This window comes from Pseudomonas sp. C1C7, from assembly GCF_013359595.1.
Lineage (GTDB): Bacteria > Pseudomonadota > Gammaproteobacteria > Pseudomonadales > Pseudomonadaceae > Aquipseudomonas.
The window spans coordinates 66517-88833 of sequence record NZ_JABFMP010000016.1; the positions used below are offsets into that span (position 1 = coordinate 66517).

The window sequence follows — 22317 nt, forward strand, 5'->3', positions numbered from 1 at the left end:
ACTACCTGCTGGCTATAGTCCGCTCAAGGATTTTTAAGAACGGGGCAAACGCACAAGTCGGGGCGATGCAACTTTGGAAGGACTTTGGGAAGCCTTGGCTCCCTGTCATCCAGAGCGTTTTTAAAAGTGCTCACTGCCATAAAAATAAAATGCACATGGAGTAGCGTCGATGACATCAGTAAACCAGTTCTGGCGCCGGGCCAAGTTGCCCCTGGCTGTCAGCCTTGCCTCTACGCTCGCCGGACCCGCATTCGGCGTCAGTTTCAACATCGGAGAAATTGAAGGTCAATTCGACTCGTCCCTGTCCATCGGGGCCAGTTGGTCTACTGAAAGCGCCAACAAGAACCTCATCGGCGTCAACAACGGCGGCAAAGGCCTGTCCCAGACCTCCGATGACGGTCACTTGAACTTCGAGAGCGGCAAGACCTTCTCGAAGATCTTCAAGGGCATCCACGACCTCGAATTGAAGTACGGTGACACCGGCGCCTTCGTCCGTGGCAAATACTGGTACGACTTCGAACTCAAAGACGAAAGCCGTCCGTTCAAGGACATCAGCGACAGCAACCGCAAGGAAGGCGCCAAGTCCGCCGGCGGTCAGATCCTCGATGCCTTCGTCTACCACAACTACGCCATTGCCGAGCAGCCGGGCTCCGTACGTCTGGGCAAGCAGGTGGTGAGCTGGGGTGAAAGTACCTTCATCGGCGGCGGCATCAACTCGATCAACCCGATCGACGTGTCCGCGTTCCGCCGTCCTGGCGCCGAGATCAAGGAAGGCCTGATCCCGGTCAACATGTTCTACGTGTCCCAGAGCCTGACCGACAACCTGTCGGCCGACGCCTTCTACCAGATCGAATGGGACCAGACCGTCGTCGACAACTGCGGCACCTTCTTCTCCCAGCCTGACATCGTCGCCGACGGTTGCACCAACAACCTGCGCGTGCTGAACAGCCGCTCGACGATTCCGGCCGCAGCACTGCCGACCCTGACCGCACTGGGCGTCGATGCCAACAGCGAAGGTGTGCTGGTACGCCGTGGTCCGGACCGCGATGCGCGGGACAGCGGCCAATGGGGTGCGTCCCTCAAGTACATGTTCGATCCGCTGGACACCGAGTTCGGTGCCTACTTCATGAACTACCACAGCCGTGCGCCGATCTTCAGCGCCACCGGTGCATCCGCCGCGACCTTCGCTCGCGTCGGCGGCCTGCCGGCAGCCCTGCGCCCATTGGCGCCGCTGATCATCGCGGGTAACTCCAGCTACTTCATCGAGTATCCGGAAGACATCCGCCTGTACGGCCTGAGCTTCTCCACCACCCTGCCTACCGGTACGGCGTGGAGCGGTGAACTCAGCTACCGTCCGAACGCGCCGGTACAGCTCAACACCACCGACATTCTGTTCGCCGGTGTCCGTCCCCTGGGCGGTGCGCTGACCAACGCTTCGCTGCTCAACGGCGTACCGGGTCAGGACCTGCACGGCTACCGCCGCAAGGAAATCACCCAGTTCCAGACCACCCTGACGCACTTCTTCGATCAGGTCATGGGCGCCAGCCGTCTGACCCTGGTGGGCGAAGTGGGCGTGACCCACGTCGGCGGCCTGGAAAGCACCTCCGACGTGCGTTACGGCCGTGACCCGGTCTACGGTCCAGGCGAGTTGCCAGCCACTGGCGGCCAGAACACCTGTATCGCCCTCAACACCAGCACCATCAACGGTGCAGGCCCGGGCACGCCGACCAACAACGTCAGCCGCAATTGCAACGACGAAGGCTTCACCACTGCAACCTCGTGGGGTTACCGCGCTCGTGCAATCTGGGAATACAACGACGTGTTCGCCGGTGTGAACCTCAAGCCGAACGTGGCCTGGTCCCACGACGTGGAAGGTTACTCCCCAGGTCCTGGCGGCAACTTCGAGGAAGGTCGCAAAGCGGTCAGCCTGGGTGTCGACGCCGAATACCAGAACACCTACACCGCGAGCCTGGCCTACACCAACTTCTTCGACGGCAAGTACACCACCGTGGATGACCGCGACTTCGTTGCGCTCAGCTTCGGCGTGAACTTCTAAGCACTCTTTTCAGGACGACTACACACATGAAAATGACCAAGAGTCTGTTCCACGCCGGTGTTCTGGGACTGTCGCTGCTGGCGACCAGCGTGATGGCTGCGGTCCCGGCGGCCGAAGCGGACAAACTGGGCAAGAGCCTGACCCCGATGGGCGCCGAAATGGCGGGCAACGCCGACGGTTCGATCCCGGCCTGGAAACCGCTGCCGAAGAATGCCGGCACCGTCGACAGCAAGGGCTTCCTGTCCGATCCGTACGCCAGCGAAAAGCCGCTGTTCACCATCACGGCGCAGAACGTCGACCAGTACAAGGACAAGCTTGCGCCAGGCCAGGTGGCGATGTTCAAGCGCTACCCGGAAACCTACAAGATGCCGGTCTATCCATCTCATCGCGGCGCCACCGTGCCGGATGAAGTGTTCGCCGCCATCAAGAAAAACGCCACCAACACCACGCTGGTGTCCGGCGGCAACGGTCTGGAAAACTTTGAAACCGCCGTGCCGTTCCCGATTCCGAAAAGCGGCGTGGAAGTGATCTGGAACCACATCACCCGCTATCGCGGTGGCAGCGTGACCCGTCTGGTGACCCAGGCCACGCCGCAGCCGAACGGCTCCTACAGCCTGGTGTACTTCCAGGACCAGTTCGTGTTCCGTGACCGGATGAAGGATTACGATCCGAAGAACCCTGGCAACATCCTGTTCTACTTCAAGCAGAAAGTGACCGCGCCGGCACGTCTGGCCGGTGGCGTTCTGCTGGTTCACGAGACCCTCGACCAGGTGAAGGAACCACGTTCGGCGTGGGTCTACAACGCCGGTCAGCGCCGCGTGCGTCGTGCGCCGCAAGTGTCCTATGACGGCCCGGGTACCGCCGCCGACGGCCTGCGTACCTCCGACAACCTGGACATGTTCAACGGTGCGCCGGATCGCTACGACTGGAAGCTGGAAGGCAAGAAAGAGATGTACATCGCGTCCGACAGCTACAAGCTCGACGATCCGAAGCTCAAGTACGCCGACATCCTGAGGGCCGGCCACATCAACCAGGACCTGGCTCGCTACGAGCTGCGCCGCGTCTGGCACATCGTGGCGACCCTGAAGGAAGGCCAGCGCCACATCTACGCCAAGCGTGACTTCTACATCGACGAAGACACCTGGCAAGCGGCGGTGATCGATCACTACGACGGTCGCAACCAGCTCTGGCGCGTGGCGGAAGCCCATGCCCAGGACTACTACAACGTCCAGGTGCCGTGGTACACCCTCGAAGCGCTGTACGACCTGCAATCGGGTCGCTATCTGGCGCTGGGCATGAAGAACGAAGAGAAGCAGGCGTATGACTTCGGCTTCACTGCGACCACTTCGGACTTCACCCCGAACGCCCTGCGTCAGGACGGTATCCGCTAAGCGTCAATCAAATCGAAGCTCCTTCCCTTCAAACGCCCCGACTGGTTCGGGGCGTTTTTTTTTGCGGCCGCTACCTGACTCCTGCAGGAGGCGGTCGTCAACGATGACGCTGGCTGCCTGACACCCCGTGGCGCTCTCGGGTGCATTGCGAGCAAGCTCGGCTCCTGCGGGAAGAAGGGCGTTCGGAATGTCCTGTAGTCTTTTTGTAGCCATTTGTAGCAATTATCTTCATTCCCTCATCGTTTACCGCTAGTCTGCGGACATCTGCAACGCCGCCACCCGCAATTCCACAAGAGCCGGCCATGACTGATCTGTCTCCACCACCAGGTCCTGCAAGCGTTGCTGTCGCTGCGTTGGACGGGCGCTTCTACAGGCCGCCATTGCCCGACGGCCATGTGCTGCGTCCGCGGCTTTGCGAGCGTCTGAGCGCGGGGCTGGAGGGGCGGTTGCTGCTGGTCAGCGCACCGGCGGGGTTCGGCAAGAGTTCATTGGCGGTGGAGTTCTGCCAGGCGCTGCCGGGGCACTGGCAAAGTCTGTGGCTGGGGTTGAGCCCGCGGGACAGTGATCCCGGACGTTTTCTCGAGCGACTGCTCGAAGGCCTGCAGGACTATTACCCGCAACTGGGCAGGCAGTCCCTGGGGCTGCTGAAAATGCGCCAGCGGCATCAACCTTTCGCCTTCGAGGAATGGCTGGACGGGCTGCTCGACGAACTGGCCGTGCACCTGTCGACGGCGACGCCCTTGCTGCTGGTGCTCGATGACTATCATCTGGCCCAGGGTCCGGTACTCGACCGTTGCCTGCAATTCTTCCTCAATCACCTTCCCGATGGCCTGCTGGTCATGGTCACCAGCCGTCAGCGTCCCGACTGGCATCTGGCGCGCCTGCGCCTGTCGCGGCAGTTGCTGGAGCTGCACGAGCAGGACCTGCGCCTGACCCACGACGAAGCCCTTAGCCTGCTCGCTCGTCACAGCAGTTCGCTGCGCGGCGAAGCGCTGGAGAAGTTGATCCAGCGCAGTGAAGGCTGGGTCGCCGGCCTGCGTTTCTGGCTGCTGGCGGCGTCGGAAGCCGGCACCCAGGGCGAGCTGCCCCAGACGCTGCATGGCGGCGAAGGGTTGATCCGCGATTACCTGCTTGAAGAAGTCATCGATTGCCTGCCTGCCGAAGTGCAGGCTTTCCTCTACGACACCGCGCCCCAGGAACGTTTCTGCAGCGAACTGTGCGACGCGGTTCGCGATGCCCATGACAGCGCCGAAATCCTGCGCTTCCTGGCGGCTCACCAGGTGTTTCTGGTGCCGCTGGACGAACACGGTCACTGGTATCGCTATCACCACCTGTTTTCCGACCTGCTGCGCTCGCGGCCTGCCGCCCAGTCGATGGTGCCGGCTGCCAGCCTGCATTTGCGCGCCTGTCGCTGGTTCAATGCCCAGGGCCTGCTCGACGAAGCCGTGGAGCAGGCATTGCGCGCCGGGCACCTGGATGTCGCGGCGAACCTGGTGCAAAACCTGTCGGAAGAGCAACTGCTGGCCGAGCAGAATGTCGGCATGTTGCTGCGCTGGAAAATGGACTTGCCCGACAGCCTGCTGATCAGCACGCCACGGCTGATCGTGCTTTACAGTTGGGCATTAGGCCTGGCTTGCCAGCTGGATGCCGCCGAGGAACTGGCCGCGCACCTGAGCCGTTTCCTCCCGGCACCATCGGCCACCGCGCAAAAGTCGATGCTGGCGCAATGGCTGGCCTTGAGCGGGATCATTGCCCGGGGTCGTGGCAACCGTGAGCTGACGTTGCGCTATTGCAGCGAAGCGCTGGAAAGCCTGCCCGCCAAGCGTTACGGCCAGCGCCTGATGTGCCTGTCCACGTTGTCCAACCTGGCGATTGCCGATGGCGACCTGTGGCGTGCGCGCAAGTTGAACCGTGATTCCCTGGAGCTGGCGCAGCGGGTCGGCAACCCGTTGTTCGAAGCGCTGACCCATTACGATCGCGCCCGTGTGCTTCAGGCGCGGGGGGAAATCCTGCGCGCCATGGAGGAGGTCCGGCAGGGTTTGCAGCGCTTGAAAGGGCTGTCACCGCAGCGCCTGTACGCTGTTCGCGCACGGTTGACGCTGTACGAAGGTTTCCTGCTGGCGCTGCGTCAACAACCGCATGCCGCGCGTCAGCGTCTGCAGGTCGGCTTGAACGAAGCACGGGCCTGTCGCGATATCAGCGTGCTGATCGGCCATTGCGTGATCGCCCGGCTCGAAGGCAACAGCGGCGAGTTCGCCAAGGCTTTCGCCGAACTGGCCGAAGCCGAGCGGCTGATGCATATCTGGGACGTGCCGCCGATTTACTACCTGGCGATGATCACCCTGGTCAAATGCGAGTTGTGGCTGGCCCAGGGTCGTATCGATCTGGCCGAAGCCTGGCTGGCGCGACTGGGGCAGACCTATAACGGCGAACACCCGGCGGCACCGCCGGAATTCCACCCGCAATTGCCGCTGCACATCGAATTGCAGCAGGCCTTGCTGGAAATGATCCAGGGTCAGCCAATGCTGGCCGAGGGGCGCTTGAATTCGCTGCACGAGAACGGTCAGCAAACCGGTCGGCAGATGCTCAGCGTGATGGCGTTGACGCAAAAAGTCTCGCTGCTGCTCGGCACCGGGCGCGAACCCGAGGCTCGCAAGGCCCTGGCTCAAGCGCTGGACGCCGCGGCCGGCGGCATTCTGCAACCGTTCGACAAGCTGATGGCGGAGCATCCCGACTGGCTTCGCGGGCAGCTGTTGGGTGGCGCAATGACCACTGTTTCCCAGGATCTGGTGGAAAAGCTTCCGGCGCAGGCCGGACGCCCGGCGCTGGAGGCCGCACCGGTGTCCGAGCAACTGAGTACCCGGGAGATGGCCGTTCTGCGCCTGATCGCCCAGGGCTGCTCGAACCAGGAAATCAGCGACCAGTTGTTCATTTCCCTGCACACGGTCAAGACCCACGCCAGCCATATCAACAGCAAGTTGGGCGTCGAGCGGCGCACACAGGCGGTGGCGCGAGCGAAGGAGCTGGGCGTCCTGGGTTAAGGAATCTTCACGTTACATCGCCCGCTGAATCCCTCGATACTCAAGTGTGCGAAAATCGCCCGTCCCGTTTATCGAGCAGGCCCCGATGTCTCAGCAACCCTCTCTCATTCGCGAAACCTTTCCTGTCGGTCCGTTGCAGTGCAACTGCACGATCATCGGCGATCCGGTCACGAAAAAGGCCATCGTCGTGGATCCGGGCGGCAATCATGAGCTGATCCTTGCCCGACTCGAAGCGCTGGGCCTGAAACTGGTCAGCATCATCCACACCCATGCGCACCTCGATCACTTCCTGGCGTCCGGCCAGTTGAAGGAGAAAACCGGCGCGACCCTGCATCTGCACAAGGAAGACCAGTTCCTCTGGGACAACCTGGAGATGCAATGCCAGATGTTCGGCGTGCCCTACACGCCGGTGCCGTCGCCGGACCGCTGGCTGGCAGACGATGAAGAGCTGGCCTGCGGCTGTGGTGTTGCCCTGCACACGCCGGGTCATACCCCGGGTTCCATGAGCTTCTGGTTTTCGGAGGCTAAACTGCTGATTGCCGGCGACACGCTGTTCCGTCGTGGCGTCGGGCGCACGGATTTGTGGGGTGGTGACCAGGCGACGATCGTGCGTTCGATCAAGCAGCGCCTGTACACCCTCGACGAGGAAGCGACCGTGGTGGCGGGGCATGGTCCAGACACGCGTCTGGGGGATGAAATGCGCGAGAACCCGTTCGTTCGGGCCTGATTTGTAACAAGCGGAATTTTCACCCGGCGAAATGATCCAACGCCCGCAAGGTGATGTTTACGTCCCCTGCACCACAGAATGAAAAACCAGGAGCACCTTCATGTTCACCAAAAGTCGTCTGATTATTGCTGCTACTGCCGTGGCGATCCTGTCCGGTTGTGCATCGCCCAACCCATACGACAATCAGGGGCAGGCCGACGGCGGCTCCCAAGGCATGAGCAAGACCGCCAAGTACGGCGGCCTGGGCGCTCTGGCCGGTGCCCTGGCCGGTGCCGCGATCGACCACAACAACCGTGGCAAGGGCGCGCTGATCGGCGCAGCGGTAGTGGGTGCGTCCGCTGCCGGTTACGGCTACTACGCCGACCAGCAGGAAAAGAAACTGCGCGCCAGCATGGCCAACACCGGGGTTGAAGTGCAGCGCCAGGGCGATCAGATCAAGCTGATCATGCCGGGTAACATCACCTTCGCCACCGACTCGGCGAACATTGCGCCAAGCTTCTACCAGCCGCTGAACAACCTGGCCGGCTCGCTCAAAGAGTTTAACCAGAACCAGATCGAAATCGTCGGATACACCGACAGCACCGGCAGCCGCCAGCACAACATGGACCTGTCCCAGCGCCGCGCCCAGAGCGTCGCCACCTACCTGACTTCCCAGGGCGTGAGCGGCACCAACCTGAGCTCCCGTGGCGCAGGCCCGGACAACCCGGTTGCCAGCAACGGCGACGTCAACGGCCGCGCCCAGAACCGCCGCGTAGAGGTCAACCTCAAGGCCATCCCGGGCCAAGAGTACGGCGCCCAGCAGCAGGGCACCGTCCAGCAGTACCCGTAACACCCGCCCAATGAAAAATGCCCGATTCGATGATCGGGCATTTTTTTGCATGAACCTTCCCGGCCCTATCGCGAGCCTGCTCGCGATAGGGCCAGATCGGCCAACCGCTTAATTGGCCTCTTTCACCGCACTCAGAAACGCACAAGTGCGCTCCTGCTGCGGATGCTCGAAGATCTGTGCCGGTGTGCCCTGTTCGTGGATCTGCCCCTTGTAGAAGAAGCACACCCGATCAGCGAACTCCCGGGCGAAGCCCATCTGGTGCGTGACCATCAGCATCGTCAGGTTGTGTTCGGCGCCGAGCTTGCGGATCACGTTGAGCACTTCACCGCACAACTCAGGATCGAGCGCCGAGGTCACTTCGTCGAACAGCATGACCTTCGGCCGCATCGCCAACGCCCGGGCAATCGCCACCCGTTGCTGCTGCCCACCGGACAACTGCGAAGGGTAGTGCCCCATCTTGCTGCCCAGGCCCACCAGCTCCAGCAATTCCGCCGCCCGCTCGCGGGCCTCGGCCGGCTTCATGCCCAGCACCTGCACCGGCGCTTCGATCACATTCTGCAACGCGGTCATGTGCGGGAACAGGTTGAAGCTCTGGAACACCATGCCGATCTTGCCGCGGACCCGGCGGATATGCCGGTCGTTGGCGGGCACCAGCACGCCGTTACGATTGGGCATGTGGGTCAAAAGATCGTCTTCGATGCGGATCACCCCGTCATCGATGCCTTCCAGGGTCATCAGCACCCGCAACAGCGTGGATTTGCCCGAGCCGCTGGGGCCGATGATCGCGACTTTCTCCCCCGGCGTGACATCCAGGTTCAAGTGATCGAGCACCGTGAAGTTGCCATAACTCTTGGTGACGTCCTGGAAGCTGACGATCGGCTTGACCGCCTTCGGTTGTTGCATGGCCGTGGCCTCCTGCGGATGCAGCGGTGTCAGGTTGCCGCGCCGGGAAAGGTCGTGGGAAGTCGAGAGTGGAGAAGTCATTAGCGTAGCTCCAGGCGCAGTTCGAGGCGCCGTACCAGATAAGCCAGGGCGATGCTCAGGGCGAGGAAAAACAGGCCGACCATGGTGATCGGTTCCAGGTAGCGGAAATTCTCCGAGCCGATGTTCTTGGCCTGCTGCATGATTTCCACCACGGTAATGGCCGACAGCACCGGCGTGTCCTTGAGCATTGCCACCAGGTAGTTGCCCAGCGGCGGCAGGATCGGCCGCAGGGCCTGGGGCAGGATGATGTTGCGGTAGGCGCTGTACGGCGCGATGTTCAGCGCGGTGACGGCCTCCCATTGCGCCCGTGGCACCGCGTCCAGCCCGCCGCGATAGACCTCGGCGATGTAGCAGGCGTAATGCACGCCGATCCCGATGATCCCCACCTGCATGGCGGACATGCTCACCCCGTAGTTGGGCAGCACGTAGTAGAGGAAATACACCTGGATCAGCAGCGGCGTGCTGCGGATGAACTCGATCGTCCCGGCGATCGGCCACGACAGCCAGTGCAGGCGGCTGCGCCGGCCGATGGCGAGAAACAGCCCCAGCACGATGGCGATCAGGAAGCCGATCAGGGTAATGCCCACGGTATTGAGCGAGGCGCGCAACAGATCGGGGAGGATCTGCCAGGCATACGTCCAGTCGAACAGATTCATGACAGACCTCCACGCATCCGGCCGCGTGCCAGGCGACGTTCAATGCCGCGCATGCCGAGGTTGATCGCCTGGGCGAGGATGAAATACATCACCAGCGCCAGGGTGAAAATTTCCAGGGTCTGGAAGGTGGCCTGATCCAGCTGCCGAGCGCGGAAGCTCAGGTCGGACAAGGTAATCAGCGACACCAGCGAGGTGTTTTTCAAAAGCTCGATCAGCAGGTTGGTGCCGGGCGCAATCGCCGCCAGCAGCGCCTGGGGCAGAATGATCCGGCGAAAACGCTTGTAGGCGCTGAAGTTCAGCGCGGTCGCCGCTTCATACTGACCCTTGGCCACGGAGCCGATCGCACCGCGCATCACCTCCGCACCGTAAGCGCCGATGTGCAGGCCGAGGCCGACAATCGCCACGCTGTAGGGGCTCAGTTCCAGATTGAACGGCGGCAGCGGCAGCACGAAAAACAGCCAGAACAGTTGCACCAGCAACGACGTGCCGCGAAACACTTCGATGTAGGTGACCGAGAACCAGCTCACCAGCCGCCACGGCGACATGCGCCCGAGGGCCGCGAGAATGGCCGCGACGATCGCCAGCAGCGAACCGAAGAAGGTCACCTGGATCGTGACCCAGGCGCCTTGTATCAACAGCGGAAGTAACTCACCCATATTTTTTACCTGCGCGTTTCAACATCCCGATTAAGCAGAAATAGGCATCGCGCCGCAGCGCCATGCCTGTTTCGACTATTGAGCGCAGAGCTCGGCAGCCGTTTTGCTTGTCACGTTGGATTTGTCGAAACCGAATGGCGCGACTGTCTTGAGGTGCTCTTCGGAGCCCAGCCACTTTTTCAGTTCGGCATTGACGGCATCGCGCAGGTCCTTGTCTTCCGGCCGGAAGGCGAGGGCGCCATAGCCGGTGTGCGACGGGTCGTCCTTGAACTCGGTGACCGCCTCGACCTTGTCACCGCCCTTGGCGGCCAGGCCTTTCATGGTCAGCTGGGTGCCCACGGCGGCATCGGCGCGACCGGCGCGAACGGCCTGCAACTGGGCGGTGGTGTCCGGCACCTGGAGGATCTGCGCGTCTTTCACGCCAGAATCCCGGGCATATTTCAGGTTCACCGTGCCGGCCATGATCGCCAGCTTCACGTCCGGATTCTTGGCGATGTCTTCATAGCTGTGCAGGTTCTTCGGGTTGCCTTTGGCAGTCAGCAGCGCATCGGGCAACTGGTATTGCGGGTCGGTGAAGATCACCTGCTTGCAGCGTTCGGGAGTGATGTACATGCCAGCGGCAATCACATCGAAACGCCCGGCGCGCAGGCCAGGGATCAGCGAGCCCCATTCGGTCAGCACGCCGTCGACCTGCTTGATGCCCATTTTGGCGAAGATGACTTTGGCGATTTCCGGCGATTCACCGGTCACTCGACCGTCGGTTTCGGTGAAGGCAAACGGGGTTTCGTTGGCGTAGCCGATGCGGATCTTGCTGTTTTCGGTGATGGTTTCCAGCGTCGTGGCGGCGTGGGCACCGGCGGCGAGGCCGAACATCGCGCAGGCCACGAACAGGTGGCGTAAAGCATGGGACTTGCGGGGAAAGGAATTGCTCATCGATAAAATCTCCTGTTTCTTGTGGACCCGTCGTTGACGGCTCTGTGTTAGGAGGCAGTGTGGCAAGAGCAAAGCGTACGAAAGCTGATATCTGAGATTGGACACCGCACCCGTACAGATCGATTGGTTTTATTTTTCGGACCTGCTGGCAAGTCCGGACATCGACCTTGGACCGAGCATACAAAAGCCCTGCGCCTCATTGCATTGCACTAGGACAATTGCTTTGCACAGATTCTCGGGAGATGCTGTCGGCACGGCCAACCACGCGGGTTCCAGCGTTGATGAACAAATGGAAAACAGCACTGGATGCCGCCCGCAGCGGCGAATCCAAATACAAGATTCTGGTGCAGGCCATCGCCGCCGACATCGAGCAGGGCGTGCTGGCCAACGATCAGCGTCTGCCGCCGCAACGCAATGTGGCCGATGCCATGGGCATCAGCGTGCAGACCGTGACCAATGCCTACAAAGAGCTGGAACGTCAGGGCCTGGTGCGTTGCGAAGTGGGGCGCGGCAGTTTCGTTTCGCGGCGCATGAGCGACCGGGTCGCCACCTACATACTCGACAGCCCCGAGCGGGCGCTGGTGGATTTTTCCATCGCACGCATCCTTCATACCCGCGAGCACGACCAGTTCTGGCGCGACACCTGCCGGGAGCTCAGCACCGAAGAAGATCAGCCGTGGATTCACGCCTTTCGCCCCATCGCCGGGTTCGAATCCCACCGCGAAGCGGCGATGCACTGGATCGGCCGCCAGGGCCTCAAGGTCGAGCGTGACGACATCCTGATCACCAACGGCGCGGCCCACGCGATCTTTCTCGCCCTGGCCTCTCTGGCCGGGCCCGACGATGTGGTGTTGTGTGAAGGCAGCACCGATCACGGTGTCATCGGCAATTCCCAGGTGCTGGGGTTCACCCTCAAGGGGCTGGAAATGGACCGCTACGGCATCGATCCCGAGCACTTCGAAGACATGTGCAGCAACGAGCGCATCACCGCGCTGGTGTGCACGCCGAACCTGAACAACCCGACCACCACGCTGATGCCGGACAGTCGCCGCCGGGAGATCGCTGAGATCGCCCGGCGCTTCGGTGTGCACATTATCGAGGACGATGTGTACGGCCCGCTGCTCGAAGAACGTCACGCGCCACCGATCAGTCATTACCTGCCGGAGCTGTCCTTCTACTGCACCAGCATGACCAAGTCGGTGCTGACCGGTTTGCGCGTGGGTTATCTGGTGATGCCCAAGCGCCTGGCGCTGCGCACCGAGAGCATCCTGCGGGTGAACAGCTGGATGGGCACACCGATGGTCTCGGAAATTGCCACGCGCTGGATTCGCGATGGTCGCGCCGACACGCTGCTGCGTTTGCAGCGCCAGTTGCTCTCGGTGCGCCAGGCGATGGTCACCGAATATTTGGGCGAGTTCGTGCTGGGCCAGCACCCGCATGCCTTGAATGCCTGGGTCGGCATCCCGCCGCATTGGGAGGTCGACAGCCTGGTGCGGGCCCTGCGTCATCGGCACATCGCCGTCACCTCGCCGGACCCGTTCACCGTACGCGGCACGCCCAAGGCACGGGCAGTGAGGGTGTGTGTTGGCGCCGAATGCAGCGATGATGAAGCGCGCGAAGCCCTGATCACCATGCGCGAAATCTTCGGCCAGTACCCGCGGATCCACGATTTTTGAGCGAGAAAAAAGACGCCGAAAAATTTGTCGCTAAATTGCCCTAGTACATTCAGCGCGACAATCCTGCCCTCTTAGACTGCGCCCAACACCTCATCGGGACGCGGTCATGCCAACGCCACAGCTCAACGATGTCTACCTCGCCCGCCAGCGTATCGAAGCGCTGGTGCGGCGCACGCCCATGGAGCATTCGCCCAGCCTGTCCCGGCTGCTGGGTGTGCCGGTCTACCTCAAGCTCGAATCCCAGCAGATCACCGGCAGTTTCAAATTGCGCGGTGCGAGCAATGCCGTGGCGCAACTCAGTGCTGAGGAAAAGCGCCGTGGCGTCGTGGCGGCGTCCACGGGTAATCACGGCCGCGCGTTGGCCTATGCCGCGTCCCGTCAGGGCGTGAAGGCGACCATTTGCCTGTCGCAGTTGGTTCCGGCCAACAAGGTCCAGGCCATTCGCGATCTGGGCGCTGAAGTGTGCATCGTCGGCCATTCCCAGGACGACGCCCAGCGCGAGGCCGAGCGGATCGCCGCCGAACAGGGCGCGATCCTGCTGCCGCCGTTCGACCACCCGGCGATCATCGCCGGCCAAGGCACGCTGGGGCTGGAGATCCTCGAACAGCAACCGGACGTCGCACAGGTGCTGGTGCCGTTGTCCGGTGGCGGCCTGTTCGCCGGCGTGGCGCTGGCGTTGAAAACCGCCAACCCACGGATCGTCACCCACGGCATCAGCATGCAGCGCGGCGCGGCGATGCACGCCAGCCTCAAAGCCGGCCATCCGGTGGAGGTCGAGGAGTTGCCGACCCTGGCCGACTCCCTGGGCGGCGGTATCGGCCTGGATAACCGGTACACCTTGAGCATGACCCGCGACACCTGCGATCACCTGCATTTGCTCAGTGAAGCCTCTATCGCCAACGCCATCCGCCATGCCTATCGCGAGGAGCGCCTGGTGCTGGAGGGCGCGGCTGCGGTGGGGATTGCCGCGCTGCTCGATGGCCTGATCGAGCCTCGCGGCCCGGTCGTGGTGGTGGTCAGCGGGCGCAACGTCGACACCGAGCAGCACCTGCGGGTGCTCGCCGGAGCCGAGGCCTGAAACCGAACAATAACGACGCCATGGGAGCGCCCGTTGATGAGTGAAATCACCCTGTTGAGCGAAGCCGATCTGCGCGCCTGTGTGGCGCTGGATCTGCCCAGCATCGAAGCCATCGAGCAAGCCTTCGTGCTGCTGGCCACCGCCGCCGTGGCGATGCCGCCAATCCTGCGTCTGGACATTCCCGAGCACAACGGCGAAGTGGACGTGAAGACCGCTTACCTGCCGGGACTGGAGCGCTTTGCGATCAAGGTCAGCCCGGGCTTTTTCGACAACCCGAAACTCGGCCTGCCCAGCCTCAACGGCATGATGATGCTGCTGTCGGCGCGCACCGGTCTGTTGGACGCCTTGTTGCTGGACAACGGTTACCTGACCGCCGTGCGTACGGCGGCCGCCGGTGCGGTGGCGGCGCGGGCATTGTCCCGGGCCGACAGCCGCAGCGTGGCGCTGATCGGCGCCGGCGAGCAGGCCGCCTTGCAGTTGCAGGCCCTGCGCCTGGTGCGACCGATCGACAACGTGCGGGTCTGGGCGCGGGACTCGGCCAAGGCCCGGGCCTTCAGTGTCGAACTGGCCCGTGACACCGGTCTTGCCGTCCAGCCGTGCGCGAGCATCGACCAAGCCATGTCCGAGGTCGACATCGCCATCACCTGCACGCCGAGCCGCGAGCCGTTGATCGATGTGCGCCATCTGCATCCGGGCCTGCACATCACCGCCATGGGCTCGGACGCCGAGCACAAGAATGAAATTTCCCCGCAGGCGCTGGCGCAGGTCGACCGCTACGTGGCCGATCGCCTGAGCCAGACCCGCATCCTCGGCGAGTTGCATCACGCCCTCGATGCAGGCGTGGTCAGCGACGAATCGAACTTCGCCGAGCTGGGGCAGGTGCTGGCCGGCCAACGCCCCGGTCGCACGGAGGCGGCGCAGGTCACCTTGTGTGATCTCACCGGCACCGGGGCCCAGGACACGGCCATGGCCAATCTTGCGTTCGAGCGTGCGCGCTCGGCGGGCAAGGGTTTCCAGTTCGGCAGCTAAAGATTTTTTATCCGCGCGTCATTTATCCCGCTTCATCTACAAGAGGGCAGGTGCATGTCTGAGATAGTCGTCAATCTCCCGTTCAGCCGGGAGGAATACGCCCAGCGGCTGGCCAAGGTGCGAGTGGCCATGCAGGCCCAGGGCATCGAGCTGCTGCTGGTCACCGATCCGTCGAACATGGCCTGGCTGACCGGCTATGACGGTTGGTCGTTTTATGTTCACCAGTGCGTGCTGCTGGCGCTGGATGGCGAGCCGGTGTGGTTCGGTCGTGGCCAGGACGCCAACGGCGCCAAGCGCACGGTGTTCATGCAGCAGCAGAACATCGTCGGTTACCCGGACATCTATGTGCAGTCCCGTGAGCGTCATCCCATGGACTACCTGTCCCGGGAAGTGATCGCTGCCCGTGGCTGGGACGCGCTGACCATCGGCGTCGAAATGGATAACTACTACTTCAGCGCCGCGGCTTTCCTGTCGCTGCAGAAGAATCTGCCCAAGGCCCGGCTGATCGATGCGGTGGGGCTGGTGAACTGGCAGCGGGCGGTCAAGTCGCCGCAGGAAATCGAATACATGCGCATCGCCGCGCGCATCGTCGAAAACATGCACGGGCGGATCCTCGAGCGGATCGAACCGGGCATGCGCAAGAACGACCTGGTGGCCGAGATCTACAGCAGCGGCATCCAGGGCGCCGACGGCCATGGCGGTGATTACCCGGCCATCGTGCCGTTGTTGCCCACCGGCGCCGATGCCAGCGCGCCGCACCTGACCTGGGACGATTCGCCGTTCGAAAAGGGCGCTGGCACGTTCTTCGAGATCGCCGGTTGCTACAAGCGTTACCACTGCCCGCTGTCGCGTACGGTCTTCTTGGGCAAGCCGCCGCAGCATTTCCTCGAGGGCGAGAAAGCCGTGGTCGAAGGCATCGCCGCCGGCCTGGAAGCGGCCAAGCCGGGCAACACCACCGGTGACATCGCCGTGGCGTTTTTCAAGGTGCTGGAGAAGTTCGGTATCCACAAGGACAGCCGTTGCGGCTACCCGATCGGTATCAGTTATCCGCCGGATTGGGGCGAGCGCACCATGAGCCTGCGTCCCGGCGACACCAGCGTGTTGCAACCGGGCATGACGTTCCACTTCATGCCGGGCCTGTGGATGGACGATTGGGGGCTGGAAATCACCGAGAGCATTCTGATCACCGACACCGGCGTCGAGACGCTGTGCAACGTGCCACGCCAACTGTTCGTGAAGGATTGAACCATGAGCGATCTGCCTGCCAACCCGATCAGCGCCACCGTGGATTTCACTCGTGAAGGCGTGCAGCACGGGTTTCTCAAGCTGCCGTACTCCCGGGACGATTCGGCCTGGGGCGCGGTGATGATTCCGGTCACGGTGATCGCGCGGGGCGAAGGTCCGACCGCGCTGCTCACCGGCGGCAACCACGGTGACGAATACGAAGGGCCGGTGGCCCTGAGCAAGCTGGCTCAGGGCCTGACGGCCACCGAGGTCAGCGGGCGGGTCATCATCATTCCATTCATGAACACCCCGGCGTTCCATGCCGGGCGGCGCACGTCGCCCATCGACAAGGGCAACCTCAACCGCAGCTTTCCCGGCAAGCCGGACGGCACGGTGACCGAGAAAATCGCCGACTACTTCACCCGCACCTTGTTGCCCCTGGCGGACATCGTGCTGGACATCCACTCCGGCGGGCGCACCCTGGATTTCCTGCCGTTCGCCGCCTGCCATGTGCTGCCGGACAAGCAGCAGCAGGCCCGCTGCGAGGCCGGCATGCGCGCGTTCAATGCGCCGTACAGCATGCGCATGCTGGAGCTGGATGCCGGGGCGATGTACGACACGGCCGCCGAGTCCCAAGGCAAGGTGTTCGTCACCACGGAACTGGGCGGTGGCGGTTCCTCCACCGCGCGCAGCGTGGCGATTGCCGAGCGCGGCGTGCGCAACCTGCTGGTGCATGCCGGGATTCTTCAGGGCGAGGTGCAGACGGGGCCGTCGGTCATGCTCGACATGCCTGACGGCGATTGCTTCATCGCCAGCGAGCACGACGGCCTGCTGGAAATGTGCCGGGATCTGGGCGACAGCGTGGACAAGGGCGAAGTCATCGCCCGGGTCTACGACGCCACCCGTAGCGGCGTGGCGCCGGTGGAGTACCGCGCAGCACGTAGCGGCCTGCTGGCGGCGCGGCATTTCCCGGGGTTGGTGCAGTGTGGCGATACCCTTGCCGTAATCGCGGACATACTGGAGTAATACGCCATCCCCTCCCACAGGTTCAATTTCCAAAGGGGTTTTCCATTCATTCAGGAGCTTCCCGGCCCATGCACAAACTCGATCGCTATGACCTGAAAATCCTGCGAATCCTCGCTGACGACGGGCGTATCACCAAGTCGAGCCTGGCCGAGGCGATCAACCTGTCGGTCACCCCGGCCTGGGAGCGCGTGCGCAAGCTCGAATCCCTCGGCCTGATCAAGGGCTACCGCGCGCAGATCGATTGGGGCGCGGTGTTCAAGAGCCAGCAGGTGCTGGTGGAAATCACCCTGGCCCGGCACACCGCGCAGGACATGCGGCGCTTCGAACAGCGCATGAACGACGCGCCGGAAGTGGCGTTCTGTTACGCCACCGGTGGTGGTGTGGATTACATGGCGATGATCCAGGCGCCGGACATTGATCATTACCAGCGCTTCATTGATCAGCTGCTGCTCGATGACCTGGGGATCGAGCGGTATTTCACCTACATCGTCACCAAGACCATCAAGACGGCGGGGGCCTTGCCGGCGGAGCTGTCTCAGGAATCCTGAACATTTATCCACAACCAGCCACCCTCTGTAGGAGCGAGGCTTGCCCGCGAAGAGGCCGGCAGCCTCAAAATCATCATGGCCTGACACACCGCCTTCGCGGGCAAGCCTCGCTCCTGCAGGGGGGTGGTTGTAGCCCCACCGCAAAAACCTCCGAATCCCCCCCGCTCAATCAGAAAAAACCACCTGCCCAACCCCCTCCAAACCCCAATTCCCCAACACCTCGCTGCCCTAGCATGGACTCCACGCACACGGTTCGGAGTCAATGCCATGACCTACAAACATCCCCTGCTGTTCAAAGCCCTCTGCTACGTCGATGGCCATTGGGTGCACAGCGACAGTGGCCACAGCATCGCCGTGCACAACCCGGCGGATCAGACACTGATCGGCCATGTGCCGATGCTCGATCAACCGCAGATCGCCGCCGCCGTCGATGCCGCGCACCGGGCGTTCGCCGATTGGCGTGAGCAGAGCCTGGAGACGCGCGGGGTGATTCTGCGGCGTTGGGCGGCGCTGATCCTGGAGCATCAGGAGGACCTGGCGCGGATTCTCAGCCTGGAGCAGGGCAAGTCCCTGGCCGAATCCCGGGGTGAAATCGCCTACGCCGCCAGCTTCATTCCGTGGTTCGCCGAAGAAGCCCGGCGTCTCTATGGGCAGAACATTCCCAGCCACATTCCCGGCGCGCATCTGGGCACGGTCAAGGAGCCGGTCGGTGTTTGCGCACTGCTGACCCCGTGGAATTTCCCCTCGGCGATGATCACCCGCAAAGCCGCCGCCGCTCTGGCCGCCGGTTGCACCGTGGTCGTCAAACCGGCCCACGAAACCCCGTATTCCGCATTTGCCTTGGCGCAGCTGGCGGAAGAAGCCGGGTACCCCGCCGGCGTATTCAACGTGGTACTGGGCGAGCCGCAGATGGCCATGCAGACCCTGGTGCAGGACACTCGCGTGCGCTCGGTGAGTTTCACCGGTTCCACCCGTGTCGGTAAGTTGGTGCTGCAAGCCGCCGCCCAGGACGTGAAGAAAGTCTCGTTGGAACTGGGTGGCAACGCCCCGTTCATTGTCTGCGCCGATGCCGATCTGCAGCTGGCGGTGAAAGTCGCGGTGGCCGCCAAGTTCCAGACCTCCGGCCAGGACTGCTGCGCCGCCAACCGGATCATGGTCGAGCGTGCGGTCTATCCGGAATTTCTCAAGCGCTTTGCCGAGGCCGTGCGCGAGCTGCGGGTCGGCCCGGCGATGATCGGCGAGCGGGAGCAGCAGGTGGATGTCGGCCCGTTGATGCACCAGGCCGCGTTCGACGTCACCGCCGAGCGCGTGGCCGATGCGTTGCAACAGGGCGCGCAACGGCTGGTGGGCGGCGAAGCCCATGCCCTCGGCGGCCTGTTCTATCAGCCCACGGTACTGGCCGATGTCACCCCGCAAATGCGCATCTACCGCGAGGAGAACTTCGCGCCGATTGCCGGAGTGATGCCGTTCGACACCCTCGATGAGGCCGTCCGGATGGCCAACGACACCGAGTACGGTCTGGCGGCCTACATTTGTTCCAATCGCCTGGACCTGATCTACCCGCTGATCCGCCGTCTCGACCACGCCATGGTTGCAGTCAACGGCGTCAAGTTCACCGGCCATCCGATTCCCTTCGGTGGCATGAAAGCCTCGGGGCTGGGCCGTGAAGGCGGCACCGAGGGCTTCGAAGCCTTTGTCGAAACCAAATACTTCTGTCTGCACCATCAAGGCCAGTTCTAAGGCCCTTTTAAGGAGATTGCCATGAACCAAGAATTCGACGCGCTGTTCGAGCAAGACCGTGCCCACTTCATGCACCCTTCGACCCACGCCCACGACCACGCCAGCGGTGCGCTGAAGGGACGCATCATCAAGGGCGCATCGGGCATCCGCATTCGCGACCATGAAGGCCGCGAACTGATCGACGCCTTTGCCGGCCTTTACTGCGTCAACATCGGCTACGGCCGCACCGAAGTGGCGGACGCCATCTACAAGCAGGCCAAGGAGCTGGCGTACTACCACACCTACGTCGGCCACTCGACCGAGGCGATCATCGAACTGTCGAGCCGCATCATCGACTGGGCGCCGGAAGGCATGAAGAAGGTCTACTACGGCCTGTCCGGTTCCGACGCCAACGAAACCCAGATCAAGCTGGTGCGTTACTACAACAACGTGCTGGGCCGGCCGCAGAAGAAGAAAATCATCTCCCGCGACCGTGGCTACCATGGTTCGGGCATCATGACCGGCAGCCTGACCGGCCTGCCGAGCTTCCATCAGCATTTCGACCTGCCGGCCGAAGGCATCAAGCACACCGTCTGCCCGCACTGGTACCGCAAGGCGCCGACCGGCATGGATGAAGCGGCGTTCGTGCGCTACTGCGCCGACGAGCTGGAGAAAATGATCCTGGCCGAGGGCCCGGACACCGTGGCCGCGTTCATCGGCGAACCGCTGATGGGCACTGGCGGCATCATCGTTCCACCGGCGGGCTACTGGGCGGCGATTCAGGCGGTGCTGAACAAATACGACGTGCTGCTGATCGCCGACGAAGTGGTCTGCGCCTTCGGTCGCCTGGGTTCGAAAATGGGCAGCCAGCGTTATGGCATGCGTCCGGACCTGATCACCACCGCAAAAGGGCTGACCAGCGCCTATGCGCCGCTGTCGGCGGTGATCGTCGGGGAAAAGGTCTGGGACGTGATCGAAAAAGCGTCCGAATCCCACGGTCCGATGGGCCATGGCTGGACCTACTCCGGGCACCCGATTTGTGCGGCGGCGGCCCTGGCCAACCTCGACATCCTGGAACGGGAAAACCTCACGGCCAATGCCGACAAGGTGGGTGCCTACCTCAACCGCCGGATGCGCGAAACCCTCGAAGGCCATCCGCTGGTGGGCGAAGTGCGTGGCGATGGCATGCTCGCTGCCGTGGAGTTCATGGCTGATCGCGAACAGCGCACGCCGTTCGATGCAGCGTTGAAGGTCGGTCCGAAGGTGTCCGCCGCTTGCCTTGAGCGCGGCATGGTCGCCCGGGCGATGCCCCATGGCGACATCCTCGGCTTCGCGCCGCCGCTGGTGCTGACCGAGGCCGAGGCGGATCTGATTGTGGGCATTACCAAGGATGCGATTGATCAGGTGGCGCAGGAGGTGCTGGGCTGAGTGCTATCAGCCACCACAAAACTGACAGACACAAAAAAGCCCCCGGACATTCACATGTCCGGGGGCTTTTTGTTGGCGCGAAGACCGACTACTTCTTCAAACCATAATGCTCATCGAGCATGCCCGGGGAATTCGGGGCTTTTGGCGCGTAGTCGCGCGGCGGTTCCTGGCTGCGCGGTGGCGTCAGGCGTTCCCGTGGAGTCTGTGTCGCGTCGGCGTGCAGGGAGGCCAGCAAGCGTTGGCGGGTCTGCTCGTCCAGGGCCAGGCGGTTGGCGCCCTCGGCGAGATGTTCCTGCACTTCCTGATAGCTCTGAGTCAGTTTCTTGACCAGCGTCGCAGTGCTGTTGAAGTGGGTCACCACCTCGTTCTGATAACTGTCGAAACGTTCCTGAATATCGTCCAGCTGACGTTGCGTGCTGCTAGGCGCGGCATTCGGCGCAAGGCGAGCGATCAGGAATCCAATGGCGACACCCACAACCAGGGCAAGAGTCGGCAACAACCAAACTAAGAGCGAGTGTTCCACGAGTCCTTCCTCTATAAACGGCTTTGCTTTACGTTAACGGCTCGAACCTGCGCTGTATACCGCGATTCGCTCGCAATAGACAGTCGCAGACAATTTGCTAGACGAGTCGACCCGATTCAAGGTCACGGAGTTCTTTCCTTGCTGATGCGTGAAACCCCTGTAGTGATTGATGGCCCGGTCGGTCAACTGGAAGCCCTGTACCTGGATAACGAGCAGCCGCGCGGCATTGCGCTGATCTGCCACCCCAACCCGGTGCAGGGCGGCACCATGCTCAACAAGGTGGTCTCGACCCTGCAACGCACCGCCCGCGATGCCGGCCTGATCACCCTGCGCTTCAACTACCGCGGCGTTGGCGCCAGTGAAGGCACGCACGACATGGGCACCGGCGAAGTCGATGACGCCCAGGCCGCCGCGGCATGGTTGCGGGAAAAGCGCCCGGATCTGCCGCTGACCCTGTTCGGTTTCTCCTTCGGCGGTTTCGTCGCCGCCAGCCTTGGCGGGCGCCTGGAATCCCGGGGCGAGCAGATCAAACACCTGTTCATGGTCGCCCCGGCGGTGATGCGCCTGGGGGATCAGGATCAGCTGCCGCAACAGGGCGAACTGACCGTGATCCAGCCGGAAACCGACGAAGTCATCGTTCCGCAGGTCGTCTACGACTGGTCCGAACAACTTGAACGCCCCCATGAGCTGCTGAAAGTGGCAGAATGCGGACACTTTTTTCATGGCAAGCTGACCGATCTCAAGGATCTTATCCTGCCGCGTCTTTCGAATTGATTGCAGTCTGACAAGCGAT

General features: G+C 62.7%; 19 protein-coding genes. 14 read left to right on the forward strand and 5 right to left on the reverse strand.

What is annotated here, in order from left to right:
- The first annotated feature begins 169 nt into the window (after positions 1–169).
- The 5 genes from HNO86_RS15235 (at position 170) to HNO86_RS15255 (ending at position 8044) form a co-directional block, all read left to right on the forward strand.
- Complete coding sequence (locus HNO86_RS15235) at positions 170–2056, forward strand: DUF1302 domain-containing protein (protein WP_175377767.1); 1887 nt, start codon at positions 170–172, stop codon at positions 2054–2056.
- 26 nt (positions 2057–2082) lie between these two features.
- Positions 2083–3447, forward strand: a complete 1365-nt coding sequence (locus HNO86_RS15240; RefSeq protein WP_175377768.1) for a DUF1329 domain-containing protein — start codon at positions 2083–2085, stop codon at positions 3445–3447.
- 302 nt (positions 3448–3749) lie between these two features.
- Positions 3750–6488, forward strand: coding sequence for a LuxR C-terminal-related transcriptional regulator (locus HNO86_RS15245; protein WP_175377769.1), 2739 nt, complete (start codon positions 3750–3752; stop codon positions 6486–6488).
- 85 nt (positions 6489–6573) lie between these two features.
- The gene (locus tag HNO86_RS15250; protein ID WP_175377770.1) at positions 6574–7215 is read left to right on the forward strand and encodes an MBL fold metallo-hydrolase; all 642 of its coding nucleotides are present in this window, start codon (positions 6574–6576) and stop codon (positions 7213–7215) included.
- Positions 7216–7315: 100 nt separating this feature from the next.
- Positions 7316–8044 (forward strand): OmpA family protein, encoded by a 729-nt coding sequence (locus tag HNO86_RS15255; RefSeq protein ID WP_175377771.1) that lies wholly within the window; start codon positions 7316–7318, stop codon positions 8042–8044.
- A 108-nt stretch (positions 8045–8152) separates the two neighbouring features.
- On the opposite strand, the gene ehuA is transcribed toward HNO86_RS15255, so the two are convergent.
- From ehuA to ehuB, 4 genes are all read right to left on the reverse strand, one after another.
- The gene (gene ehuA / locus HNO86_RS15260) at positions 8153–8947 is read right to left on the reverse strand and encodes an ectoine/hydroxyectoine ABC transporter ATP-binding protein EhuA (protein WP_175377821.1); all 795 of its coding nucleotides are present in this window, start codon (positions 8945–8947) and stop codon (positions 8153–8155) included.
- A gap of 80 nt (positions 8948–9027) precedes the next feature.
- Entirely contained in the window at positions 9028–9684 is a 657-nt protein-coding gene (ehuD, locus tag HNO86_RS15265) for an ectoine/hydroxyectoine ABC transporter permease subunit EhuD (RefSeq protein ID WP_175377772.1), read from the reverse strand.
- Positions 9681–10340, reverse strand: a complete 660-nt coding sequence (gene ehuC, locus HNO86_RS15270) for an ectoine/hydroxyectoine ABC transporter permease subunit EhuC (RefSeq protein WP_175377773.1) — start codon at positions 10338–10340, stop codon at positions 9681–9683. Before ehuC ends, ehuD begins: the two co-directional genes overlap by 4 nt.
- Before the next feature lie 75 nt (positions 10341–10415).
- The gene (gene ehuB, locus HNO86_RS15275; RefSeq protein WP_175377774.1) at positions 10416–11273 is read right to left on the reverse strand and encodes an ectoine/hydroxyectoine ABC transporter substrate-binding protein EhuB; all 858 of its coding nucleotides are present in this window, start codon (positions 11271–11273) and stop codon (positions 10416–10418) included.
- Between the two features lie 281 nt (positions 11274–11554).
- Here ehuB and HNO86_RS15280 point away from each other — a divergent pair, with 281 nt between their 5' ends.
- The 8 genes from HNO86_RS15280 to HNO86_RS15315 all read left to right on the forward strand — a co-directional run bounded on the left by HNO86_RS15280 (position 11555) and on the right by HNO86_RS15315 (position 21001).
- Complete coding sequence (locus HNO86_RS15280; protein WP_175377775.1) at positions 11555–12949, forward strand: PLP-dependent aminotransferase family protein; 1395 nt, start codon at positions 11555–11557, stop codon at positions 12947–12949.
- Positions 12950–13055: 106 nt separating this feature from the next.
- Positions 13056–14027 (forward strand): hydroxyectoine utilization dehydratase EutB, encoded by a 972-nt coding sequence (gene eutB / locus HNO86_RS15285; RefSeq protein WP_175377776.1) that lies wholly within the window; start codon positions 13056–13058, stop codon positions 14025–14027.
- A 36-nt stretch (positions 14028–14063) separates the two neighbouring features.
- Positions 14064–15056, forward strand: coding sequence for an ectoine utilization protein EutC (gene eutC, locus HNO86_RS15290; protein WP_175377777.1), 993 nt, complete (start codon positions 14064–14066; stop codon positions 15054–15056).
- Between the two features lie 54 nt (positions 15057–15110).
- A complete protein-coding gene (gene doeA, locus HNO86_RS15295) occupies positions 15111–16301 on the forward strand; it encodes an ectoine hydrolase DoeA (protein ID WP_175377778.1) in 1191 nt (396 codons plus the stop codon).
- A gap of 3 nt (positions 16302–16304) precedes the next feature.
- Positions 16305–17306: a N(2)-acetyl-L-2,4-diaminobutanoate deacetylase DoeB gene (gene doeB / locus HNO86_RS15300; protein WP_175377779.1), complete on the forward strand. Its 1002-nt coding sequence runs from the start codon at positions 16305–16307 to the stop codon at positions 17304–17306.
- A 68-nt stretch (positions 17307–17374) separates the two neighbouring features.
- The gene (locus HNO86_RS15305) at positions 17375–17854 is read left to right on the forward strand and encodes an Lrp/AsnC family transcriptional regulator (RefSeq protein ID WP_175377780.1); all 480 of its coding nucleotides are present in this window, start codon (positions 17375–17377) and stop codon (positions 17852–17854) included.
- Positions 17855–18121: 267 nt separating this feature from the next.
- A complete protein-coding gene (locus HNO86_RS15310) occupies positions 18122–19594 on the forward strand; it encodes an NAD-dependent succinate-semialdehyde dehydrogenase (protein WP_175377781.1) in 1473 nt (490 codons plus the stop codon).
- Positions 19595–19615: 21 nt separating this feature from the next.
- The gene (locus tag HNO86_RS15315) at positions 19616–21001 is read left to right on the forward strand and encodes an aspartate aminotransferase family protein (RefSeq protein ID WP_175377782.1); all 1386 of its coding nucleotides are present in this window, start codon (positions 19616–19618) and stop codon (positions 20999–21001) included.
- An 88-nt stretch (positions 21002–21089) separates the two neighbouring features.
- On the opposite strand, the gene HNO86_RS15320 is transcribed toward HNO86_RS15315, so the two are convergent.
- Entirely contained in the window at positions 21090–21524 is a 435-nt protein-coding gene (locus HNO86_RS15320; protein WP_175377783.1) for a ZapG family protein, read from the reverse strand.
- A 144-nt stretch (positions 21525–21668) separates the two neighbouring features.
- On the opposite strand from HNO86_RS15320, the gene HNO86_RS15325 reads away from it, so the two are divergent.
- A complete protein-coding gene (locus tag HNO86_RS15325; RefSeq protein WP_175377822.1) occupies positions 21669–22298 on the forward strand; it encodes an alpha/beta hydrolase in 630 nt (209 codons plus the stop codon).
- Positions 22299–22317: the final 19 nt, after the last annotated feature.

What these genes read in the sequence shown, in the direction of transcription:
- HNO86_RS15235 (WP_175377767.1), top strand. Translation starts at nt 170, where the DNA reads ATGACATCAGTAAACCAGTTCTGGCGCCGGGCCAAGTTGCCCCTGGCT.
- HNO86_RS15240 (WP_175377768.1), top strand. Translation starts at nt 2,083, where the DNA reads ATGAAAATGACCAAGAGTCTGTTCCACGCCGGTGTTCTGGGACTGTCG.
- HNO86_RS15245 (WP_175377769.1), top strand. Translation starts at nt 3,750, where the DNA reads ATGACTGATCTGTCTCCACCACCAGGTCCTGCAAGCGTTGCTGTCGCT.
- HNO86_RS15250 (WP_175377770.1), top strand. Translation starts at nt 6,574, where the DNA reads ATGTCTCAGCAACCCTCTCTCATTCGCGAAACCTTTCCTGTCGGTCCG.
- HNO86_RS15255 (WP_175377771.1), top strand. Translation starts at nt 7,316, where the DNA reads ATGTTCACCAAAAGTCGTCTGATTATTGCTGCTACTGCCGTGGCGATC.
- ehuA (WP_175377821.1), bottom strand. Translation starts at nt 8,947, where the DNA reads ATGCAACAACCGAAGGCGGTCAAGCCGATCGTCAGCTTCCAGGACGTC.
- ehuD (WP_175377772.1), bottom strand. Translation starts at nt 9,684, where the DNA reads ATGAATCTGTTCGACTGGACGTATGCCTGGCAGATCCTCCCCGATCTG.
- ehuC (WP_175377773.1), bottom strand. Translation starts at nt 10,340, where the DNA reads ATGGGTGAGTTACTTCCGCTGTTGATACAAGGCGCCTGGGTCACGATC.
- ehuB (WP_175377774.1), bottom strand. Translation starts at nt 11,273, where the DNA reads ATGAGCAATTCCTTTCCCCGCAAGTCCCATGCTTTACGCCACCTGTTC.
- HNO86_RS15280 (WP_175377775.1), top strand. Translation starts at nt 11,555, where the DNA reads ATGAACAAATGGAAAACAGCACTGGATGCCGCCCGCAGCGGCGAATCC.
- eutB (WP_175377776.1), top strand. Translation starts at nt 13,056, where the DNA reads ATGCCAACGCCACAGCTCAACGATGTCTACCTCGCCCGCCAGCGTATC.
- eutC (WP_175377777.1), top strand. Translation starts at nt 14,064, where the DNA reads ATGAGTGAAATCACCCTGTTGAGCGAAGCCGATCTGCGCGCCTGTGTG.
- doeA (WP_175377778.1), top strand. Translation starts at nt 15,111, where the DNA reads ATGTCTGAGATAGTCGTCAATCTCCCGTTCAGCCGGGAGGAATACGCC.
- doeB (WP_175377779.1), top strand. Translation starts at nt 16,305, where the DNA reads ATGAGCGATCTGCCTGCCAACCCGATCAGCGCCACCGTGGATTTCACT.
- HNO86_RS15305 (WP_175377780.1), top strand. Translation starts at nt 17,375, where the DNA reads ATGCACAAACTCGATCGCTATGACCTGAAAATCCTGCGAATCCTCGCT.
- HNO86_RS15310 (WP_175377781.1), top strand. Translation starts at nt 18,122, where the DNA reads ATGACCTACAAACATCCCCTGCTGTTCAAAGCCCTCTGCTACGTCGAT.
- HNO86_RS15315 (WP_175377782.1), top strand. Translation starts at nt 19,616, where the DNA reads ATGAACCAAGAATTCGACGCGCTGTTCGAGCAAGACCGTGCCCACTTC.
- HNO86_RS15325 (WP_175377822.1), top strand. Translation starts at nt 21,669, where the DNA reads ATGCGTGAAACCCCTGTAGTGATTGATGGCCCGGTCGGTCAACTGGAA.